2 protein-coding genes are annotated in these 1,242 nt (G+C 54.8%); one reads left to right on the forward strand and one right to left on the reverse strand.

Translation table 11 applies throughout. The features are described from left to right. The first annotated feature begins 188 nt into the window (after positions 1 to 188). Entirely contained in the window at positions 189 to 881 is a 693-nt protein-coding gene (locus ACR0CG_RS23890; RefSeq protein ID WP_480527990.1) for an XRE family transcriptional regulator, read from the forward strand. A 245-nt stretch (positions 882 to 1,126) separates the two neighbouring features. On the opposite strand, the gene ACR0CG_RS23895 is transcribed toward ACR0CG_RS23890, so the two are convergent. Next, on the reverse strand, positions 1,127 to 1,242 hold a 116-nt coding region (locus ACR0CG_RS23895), incomplete at its 5' end, for an MTH938/NDUFAF3 family protein (RefSeq protein WP_480527992.1).

A 1,242-nucleotide genomic window follows, 5' to 3' on the forward strand; every position in this document is an offset into this window, starting at 1 on the left:
TCTGCTTCCCACGCCCGCCGAGGTCTGAGGCGCGACATGCGCCAACGATGATCTCACATAGAACCGCTCCGGGCTGGAACGGCTTGCTTCTTGCTGACATAGTGTCCTCGCAATGCTGGGGTGCGTCGGTATGTTGTAATATCACAAATAAGACCAAATGCTCCTATAATCAAGCGACATAAGAACAAATGGACATAAATGAGCGACTAAAAGAGGCCGTATCTGCTAGCGGTTTGAGTTTGCAGGATTTTACCAATAAGATCGGAGCGAACTACCGAACCATGCAGCACTATCTCTCGGGCTCCAGGAAGGTGAGCGCTGAGCTTTTAGCAGCAATGGCGGAGCATTTGGACATATCACCAACGTGGCTTCTAACCCGGCGAGGCGCCCGATTGATCACGGAGAGTGTCGGAGCAAATGCTCATGAGAACCAAGCTTTGGCACTTCAACCCAATGATCGTGTTGAAGAGTTTGTCGCCATTCCGCACTTCGATGCGCAGGCGTCCGCTGGCTTCGATTCGCTAGTGGAGGCCGACGTCGGCTCCGGTTACTACAGCTACAGTCGGGCTTCCATTCAGCGGCGCGGGCTAAGTGAGGATCATCTGTCGGTGATCCGCGTGACTGGCGACAGCATGGAGCCAGAGCTCTCAGATGGTGATCTCGTCCTGATCGCCACGGATCAGAAAGAGCCACGCAACGGCTTTATGTTCGCCGTACATTATGACGGGCAACTGTTTGTTAAACGCGTACAGCGGTTGCCAGGTAATAGGCTCCAGCTGATCAGCACCAACGCACGATACCCACCGATCATTGTGGATTTGGAGGCACCAGAGGATGTCCGATTGGAAGGCAGAGTGGTCGCATCCATGCGTGAGTGGTGAGAGTTAATGCCGTTTTTGGAAACATCCGGCATCATCCGGCATAGTCCAGTTTAGTTCGGGCCATCCTTGCCGAACGGCCGATTTTGCCGCGCCGTCCCGCATCGCCAATAAAACAAGGCTATCATGCGATGACCTTCATCCACCTGTTCCAGTTTAAACCGTACTCACCGTTCCAATTAATTCCGATCCCCCCCACAGCCCCTCGCGCTCCCCGGGATATTTTTGGCCAGATGAAGGGAGATCCGTCAGACCGGGAGCGCGGCAAGGGCGATGCGGCGACCTTCGGAGAGCAGTACGTTGTAGGTTCGGCAGGCGGCGGGGGAATTCATGATCTCGACCCCGATACCCGCATCTTCAAGCG

The sequence above is a fragment of the Ruegeria sp. AB8 genome (genome assembly GCF_056542605.1).

What these genes read in the sequence shown, in the direction of transcription:
- ACR0CG_RS23890 (WP_480527990.1), top strand. Translation starts at nt 189, where the DNA reads ATGGACATAAATGAGCGACTAAAAGAGGCCGTATCTGCTAGCGGTTTG.